At 36.8% G+C, this 7,562-nt stretch carries 7 protein-coding genes and 1 pseudogene; 3 read left to right on the forward strand and 5 right to left on the reverse strand.

Going from position 1 to position 7,562, the window contains the following annotated elements; all coding sequences use genetic code 11:
• Window positions 1-549, forward strand: a pseudogene (locus IQR33_RS01870) (hypothetical protein); the annotation flags it as partial.
• Window positions 550-901: 352 nt separating this feature from the next.
• Complete coding sequence (locus IQR33_RS01875) at window positions 902-2,173, forward strand: phospholipase D family protein (protein WP_025633950.1); 1,272 nt, start codon at window positions 902-904, stop codon at window positions 2,171-2,173.
• Between the two features lie 62 nt (window positions 2,174-2,235).
• Here IQR33_RS01875 and IQR33_RS01880 read toward each other — a convergent pair whose 3' ends face one another.
• The 3 genes from IQR33_RS01880 to IQR33_RS01890 all read right to left on the reverse strand — a co-directional run bounded on the left by IQR33_RS01880 (window position 2,236) and on the right by IQR33_RS01890 (window position 5,041).
• The gene (locus tag IQR33_RS01880; protein WP_025633948.1) at window positions 2,236-3,129 is read right to left on the reverse strand and encodes a DUF4435 domain-containing protein; all 894 of its coding nucleotides are present in this window, start codon (window positions 3,127-3,129) and stop codon (window positions 2,236-2,238) included.
• 2 nt (window positions 3,130-3,131) lie between these two features.
• On the reverse strand, window positions 3,132-4,250 hold the full coding sequence (locus IQR33_RS01885; RefSeq protein ID WP_025633946.1) for an AAA family ATPase: 1,119 nt from the start codon (window positions 4,248-4,250) through the stop codon (window positions 3,132-3,134).
• A gap of 155 nt (window positions 4,251-4,405) precedes the next feature.
• On the reverse strand, window positions 4,406-5,041 hold the full coding sequence (locus IQR33_RS01890) for a hypothetical protein (protein WP_025633944.1): 636 nt from the start codon (window positions 5,039-5,041) through the stop codon (window positions 4,406-4,408).
• 210 nt (window positions 5,042-5,251) lie between these two features.
• Between IQR33_RS01890 and IQR33_RS01895 the strand changes: the two genes are divergently transcribed.
• Window positions 5,252-5,947, forward strand: coding sequence for a hypothetical protein (locus IQR33_RS01895; protein ID WP_025633943.1), 696 nt, complete (start codon window positions 5,252-5,254; stop codon window positions 5,945-5,947).
• A gap of 244 nt (window positions 5,948-6,191) precedes the next feature.
• On the opposite strand, the gene IQR33_RS01900 is transcribed toward IQR33_RS01895, so the two are convergent.
• Both IQR33_RS01900 and IQR33_RS01905 read right to left on the reverse strand, forming a co-directional pair.
• The gene (locus tag IQR33_RS01900) at window positions 6,192-6,662 is read right to left on the reverse strand and encodes a hypothetical protein (RefSeq protein WP_025633942.1); all 471 of its coding nucleotides are present in this window, start codon (window positions 6,660-6,662) and stop codon (window positions 6,192-6,194) included.
• A 7-nt stretch (window positions 6,663-6,669) separates the two neighbouring features.
• Window positions 6,670-7,562: hypothetical protein (locus tag IQR33_RS01905; protein ID WP_228013716.1), on the reverse strand; the 893-nt coding region annotated here is incomplete at its 5' end.

A 7,562-nucleotide genomic window follows, 5' to 3' on the forward strand; every position in this document is an offset into this window, starting at 1 on the left:
TCTCTCTATGAGTTAGGTAAGCAATGGCTGAACCTCAAGAAAGAACAAGGTTTGAACAATATTCAGATTGCCACCGAGAAAGGCTATGACAAAAACTTAGTCTCAGCTGGTATAAAAGCGGCAGAGCTACCAAAATGGCTAATAGATGTCATTCCTAGTGTTCCTGATCTAGGAAGACCTTCAATAATTGAATTAGACAAGAAAATAACTAGCCTTTCTGATAAAGAAAAATCAGGCTTTGAAAATTTTTGCTCATCTTTATTAGAAGAGACAGAAAACCTAAGGCTTACAGCATTAAGTGCTAAACACGCCAACGCTCAAATCGTAAAAAAGATTCTGTCATACAGCTATGCCGAGCATGATGAGGATCAAGGGCAAGATGCATTGACAAAGCCAAAGAAACTTAAGAAGAAACTTGATAACGGCTCTGAAGTTCACGTAAAACATGACTCCTTGAAAGGTGAGTTCAGTTTCACAGTTAAAAATATAAGCGATGAGCAAAAGCAGCAGCTTGATCAGCTTTTAGGAGATTGGGGATTATCCATATAGTGTGGCGTTTATCTATCATGCTGAAAAATTGGGCATTTAACTGTTTATAGTGTCATTTTCTTTGAACTAAGCTGTAAACCTGTATATAATTCGCTTCGGAGTTAAATTGCCCCCAAGCGTTTATCTCTGTCCCCCTCTTACGCTTTTGCTTAGGAGGGGGTTCTTTTTTTCAAACCAGAAAATATACAACTCCCCCTCCCCTTATATCTTTACTTGATCAACTCCAAACTTGCGAAAATAAGCTTGTAGCCACAGAATTCTTTAGGCCAGTGTATCCTTTTACTGATATAAGTTACTCTTTTATCAACCTCAATGGCTTGTACTATTTTAAGAGAGTGATGAGAGCAAACCAATGGACTTGTATACTAATCGAACTTCAAAAAATGATTTCATTAAACATGGCATCACAGATCATATAGAAGATGGAATGGACTTATTCATTGCTTCAGCTTTTTTCACAGAGTTTGATGTTATAGATGAGGTCCTTGGAAAAGGATGTAATTTAAAAATCATTGTGCGACTTGGTTTTCCAACCTCACCATCTGCACTAGATAGATTACTAAACAATAATAAGGTTGAAGCTAGGTTCTTCACGACCAACTCATTCCATCCTAAGCTTTACATTTTTGGTGATAAGTCCATCTTGTTGGGTTCAGCGAATCTAACTCGATCCGCCATATATTCTAATCAAGAAGTTATGATTGGCATCCACCCGGAAGATCATAGATTTATAGAACTGCAAGAGTTATTCAGTGAATACTGGCGTGACGCAAAAGTGCTCAATAGAGATGCAGTCAAATGCTATCGGAGTATCTATAACAAGTACTATCATGCAAATAAACTATTAAATGACATGGAACACGATGTCATCGACACCATGGGGGATGTGAACTTCTCGAACATCAATCGCGGTAAAAAGAAAGCATCACAGAAGTCTATTTTCCAAGATACATACCAGCGTTCATATCAAGAATCAGTTAGTGCTTTTAATCGAATAGTAGAAATCTACAAAACCTTCGATAGAAAAGTTAACGGTGACTTAATACCATTAAGATTAGAAATTGACTCATTCTTCAGCTTTGTTCGCGACTTCTATGCCACTCAAGACACTTGGAAGCACCAACCTCTTGGATGGGATGAACAACAACGGTCTAAAACGGCAAAACTTATTAATGAATGGATGAATACAAAATGGGAACATTTTGAGGATCGCATTGTTCCGCATAATTATCCCCTTATAAAAAAAGTCCTCGGTTCAAAGGAAGCAATCATATCAGCTTCAATGATTGATATAGTTGAGGCACTTTGCGTTCTGCACTCTTTCCATGACCGGTTTCGCTTCTACAAAGGTGGCCTCAATACATTAAAGGAGAGCTTTATGGGAAGTAATGAAGAACAGAGGGTAAAAAAGACTCTGATATACCTACTATACGGCACTGGAGACCCTGTAACACGTATGGCAAACTGCATATACGATAGTGAGTATAAGTTGAACCAATTCGGAAAATCTAATGTTCAGGAGCTAATTGGATGGATTAACAAAGAAGATTTGCCAGTCATCAACGGTAGGACAACTAAAGTACTAAGATACTTCGGCAACAAAGTTGTTCAAGTAAGTGAGTAACGAAAGTTATAGTTATTGACGCCTCACTTCTGTTGAAATGAGGCAATATGATATCCTAAAAACTACGCTACTTCTTCTACCTCTGCATCGGTCTCAATAAGTCTAATCATTTGCTCATATAAATTAGTCCGCTCAAAGTTCTCCTTTGTATATTTGCTTCGAAGATACTTCTCTACCCCTTTGACAGTTACATTTCTATCTGATGATAATGGTTGCTTAAACACTTGAGCCAGCAACTGGCAAAAGTCATGCCCATTCGCGGTCTGATATATACAATAACCAGCTTGATTTAACTCTACGTATTTATTGTATATGTCGATACAATGAGTTTGTTCTACTCTCGGACTTCTTCTGATTGCAGCTTCGATTAAGATTTGAATGTTTATTGACACATTAAAATCGTTAACCGTCACAGCTTCGCTAGTAAAGTAGTTCATACCTTTGAATCTCACATTCAAATTCAGCAACCTACAAGCGAGTTTTACAAGACCGATTTCATTACAGACGCTCATCAGATTACTCATTAATCTCTGACCAACTTCATCGATCTGCATCGGACCCAGAATATGATTTTGTGTATGTTCAGTTATAAAATCTGTGATAAATTCATCATGAAGCATCATAATTTCTGCATCATGCACGTCCGTCATAAATGTATCGTTGTAAGTCTTTTCTAGTACGTGGTCGAAGTCTGCATCGACTATACCGTAAACTTGATTAGAAATACGAGTCCTCAGCCTATCAACAGCTTCTATGACATCCGCCTTTCCACTTGCTGGAGTGCAGTAAAAGAACTCTGTATTTCTCAACACCATGTTAAACAGAGTAATATCGGAGTCGCCTTCAACAACAAATATAATCCTATTGCCTACGTGGTCAGTTTGGACCTGTAAAAGCAGAGCGCTAAATTTAGTTTCATCGCTACGTTCTCTGGTAGCATCTCTTAAACTCGACATAACTAGTTACTCTTTGCAATCACATGCTTGTCAAAGAGGTCAATTGAACTTTCCCATTCATCACCAATCACATCCGGTGAATGCGTTGTTACTATAAGCTGTGAGTAGTGATTAAACTTTGATATTTGAGAGAACTCATTAAGGAGGTCTTTCTGCCATGAAATGTGTAGAGATACCTCAGGTTCGTCTATCAAAATGATTGCACCATTTTCTGCTTTGAAAATTAGATCAAAGAAAATAGATACTTGGTTCTTCTCGCCTGAAGACAGCTTTTCTAAAGGTATATTAGCACCAACATGATTGAAGAATGCGAAGCCGTATTCCGGGTTAACTGCTATAGTTTTAAATGAAAACTTTTTCTTCTCAATTAGCTTCGAGAACTCGCTCAAACGTCCTACAAAGTCTTCATGCAAAGATTCTTCATAGAATATTTCATCCAATTTATCACTCAAGTTAATGGTGTAGTCTGATACAAGGTTTAAGTCATTCAATTCGAGATACTTACTCGACTTTGGTAGCAATCCGAAACGAGTGTAAGGTGCTAACAGGTCTTGTAGGCCAACTATCCTCTCTTTCTGCATGTACGGTAATGCGTTATTTTGAACTTCGTGTGATTCTATTGAAATGCATGAAAATAAGTCATAAACCAACTGGTCAAGCTTGTGCAATTTACTTAGCGCAAACTTCATTTTATCTTCTAGAAACGCTCTTTGCTTTGTAATGATGCTATATGCTTCAGTTTCGTCATTCAGATGTACAGAATGGATAAGAATAGAAAAAGCTTTTCTGTAATCAAATACCTTTTCTTCAGACAAGTTTTGGGTTGAAGGAATGATGATCTTTTTTGCGTCATTAAGAAATGACTCGATCTGCATACCAGATTCTGAGTTGAAGTAACGGACAAGACCAAGATTGGTTTTCAGTTCGAATGTATCAAAACTTATTTTAGATAATTCTTTGTAGTTATTTGAGATAGCATTATGAATCAATTTGAGAAGCATAGTCTTACCATAGCCATTGGGGCCTGTAATAACCACATGATCGGACTCTGGAAGTTCAATGTCATAGTTTAAAAAACCAAACAGATTCTTAACTGTAATTTTTTCTATTCTTAGGAACATTTTGTAGTATTTTTATTGAAAATTATGTCGCATTGTACCATTAGAGGTAATGTCGTAAAGTGCATATTGATTCTGGGTATTTCTGTTTCTGTGGGTTATTCAGTGATTTATGGGTAATGACCAAAGACCAACGTAGCTTGAATAGTAAAGATTTATTAGTCTGAACTCTTTACTTTATCTAGACGATTTATATCCACATTCTTAACCAAAGCATCTGCATCAAATATCAATTGATTTTTTTCATTAACTTTTGGTCTGAATAAAACTAGTACTTTACCAAACTCCCCTTCTGCCTCAGCTGTTAAGGTCGTATTTCCTGAACTATCAACCAAGTAGTTTGTTGAGTCTGAATCCAACCTTCCAATTCGGCCATTCACGTGAATAATTCCAACGTCATAGTCTCTTGATGACAAACTCTCGGAAAAATACTTTTTTAACTCTTCAGGGTTATCCAATATAGATTCAGGGTCATCAACGTACGCACTTGCAACCTTAAGTTCTATATTCTGTTTATTATGAATTGATGTATAATCCGGCCCATTTGGAGTATTTGAAATGCCAGGGCTAACATATAAGCCCACAATTGCCCAAATTGCTGAACATGATGTAACTATTGCTCCTCCACCTTTTGATGAAACCTTGAGATTGTTCCATTCGATTAGTTGCTCCTCTTCCTTTAACGAGGCGCCTCTTTTGAAAATTTTATAACCAAAGTACGCAACGAAAGAACCAATAGAGAAACACAGAAGCATCCCTATACCGTTAAAGACAATAATACCCAATCCTTCCATGGATCTCCCTTATCTTAATTTTACTATTATTTTGTTAATTCATCTAAACAAGCTTAGATCATTCTTGTATCAACAGAGCTCAAACTTAGATTCTTTTTTCTTAGGCTCACCTTACATTCTGTTTACTTATGAACTATTAGTTATTCCGAAAGTATTTATCTGTATTCATTAATTCGTATCGGCAAGTGAGCTTTTTCTAAGGAGTATTTTGTGGCTACCATTCATTCAAACGCATTTGAATTTAATCTCGATGGCTTAACTAATATCAATTTCATAGAACAATCCCACTGTATCACCCATGGTCAACCTTATGATGGAGTCCGTTGCTACAACGCTTGTCACAAGGAGCCAGCAAAATTGGTTGTACTTGCTGGCAGGAAGGGGTCACATGAAGTTTCTAACTGGCTAGTGTCAAATGTAAATTGGCCCAAAGAAAACGGCCTAGGAGGTGCAATAGCAGATACCTATATGGATGACATTCCACGTAAACTCAATTTTGCCATTCGTGGTTGTATCATACTCACCATCTTCGGTATTGAGTACACAATCGAAGACATTGTCCTCGCACAAGGTAAGTCTGGTGCTTACAACAACTGGTGGCTTGGTTCGAGCTCAATGATAAAGATAAAGGCAGAAAACATGACAGATTCATATGCTCAGGAGCTGTCCGAAATGGCCAACAAGTTGATTATGGCAGGACTATCTAAGAGTTTCGCTAGAGCAATCAATGCTATCGGCATTGGAATATACAAATTAACAAAACCACATAAAGTGGGTCGTTGTCTAATTGGGTGCACGAATGACCAATTCGATAAAAGTAAGTCCGTGGTTTTCATTAGTATGAAAAACAGTTCGGCTGATGCAACTATGATGGGTACTTACGCGCTTGATTCTGAAAAATTGTAGTATTTAAAACACTTTAGATTAAGAATATACATTGTATATTCTAATACTTTTTTTTTGAACAACCATGTTGATTAATAGTTAATCAAGAGTTCTGGAACACTATGCCAGATGGATATCTGAGTAATATACACTGTATACTATTTTAACAAATAGCTCCCTTTAAAATATACAGTGTATATTTACAATGTGACATCAATACTGGTCCCATTAGAATATACACTGTATATCACCCCAAAAATTCACATCACTTAAGCGTATTGATTAACTTAATTAAACTATCTGGGTCAGAGGTGTAGAGCGATACCAGCTCCTTTTTACTTAGGTTAGTTAGTATCTTGGCTATCAAATCCTGGTTAGTATTGGTTACTAGGTTCTGAACCTTAAACTCTGAATACCCCATAACCATCGCAACATACAAGTGCCTGTTTTCCTTAAACCACTTCCAATAGGCAGACTTAGAGAAGCCTTCATCTACAAGTCGATCTGGAGCACTAGGCAATCCTAGTTCGGCGTTAACCTCTTTTATGGTTTCCAATTCCACCAGCCTGTTGACAAATAGCTTTAGTTCATCGTAATCATTACAGTAGTTGAATGCATTATCCAACATGAAAGCCTGTTTCGGCTTTGATTTCTGCCACAGTTTTATTGTGCTTTCACTCTGTTTAAACGCTTCAGCTAAGAGAGATAAATCGTTTTTATAGTCATAAGTAAACATAATTGTTTTATAGATTTAATAGTGATTCGAGTAAGGGTTTTGGCGTTACATTTCTTGTAGAACGTTTAGTTACTTTTGTCGTATGCATATTACTATCGACTCGATCAGGAGAAATTGTAACATTCGTATTTACTGGCATTGTACATAAATCCGTTGATAGAGATAGACGCTGTTCGAGTGAAAACTTTGATATTGTTTCACGAAGAGAAAATCTCTTTATATCTTCAATTTGAGCTTTAAACCACTCGAGGGTGATAAGAGCCTCAGATAGGTTTGACTCATATTCTCCCAACCGAGTTAAGTAGTTTTCTACGCTTGGGTTAAATGAAGCTAGAAAATCTTGTTTGTCTAAGTTAATCACATTTGAGGCTGGTGTTTCGATATTACTTAGTCGCGTGTATAGAGCTGCATTCAGATTTCTCAATTCAGTTTTTAGACAAAGATATTCCTCTGAACTTTTATACTTAAAAACATCGTCAAATTTCAAGTTAGATAGGTCTTTAGATACCTTAGCGATTTTTGAAACTGTTTCACTATCAATACTATTAATGGCATTTGAATACACTCCTTTAAGTGCCCAGTTCATCGCAATAGATTGCTCTAGTACTGAAACAACTGAGTTTAGTTGTTCGATTGTAAAGTGTGTCATTTCCTTCTTAATAGATGGCTTAGCATTCAGTTCTGTTAGTTGATTAGAAGACAGAGAACTTTTGTAGAACTCTTCAATCGATTTGAACGAGTCTGAGCTTAATAAAGACCAACACTTTAATGTTCGATGAATCTGAGGCTGATTATCGGTGAGGAATAGTGTGGGATTGTTTAGCTTGACAGTTGATTCACCAAATCGAGCCAGGTATTTCTTCAATCTATCACAGTGATTCCTTAATCTACTCTCACAGC

Source organism: Vibrio sp. OPT46 (genome assembly GCF_015163535.1).
Taxonomy (GTDB): domain Bacteria; phylum Pseudomonadota; class Gammaproteobacteria; order Enterobacterales; family Vibrionaceae; genus Vibrio; species Vibrio alginolyticus.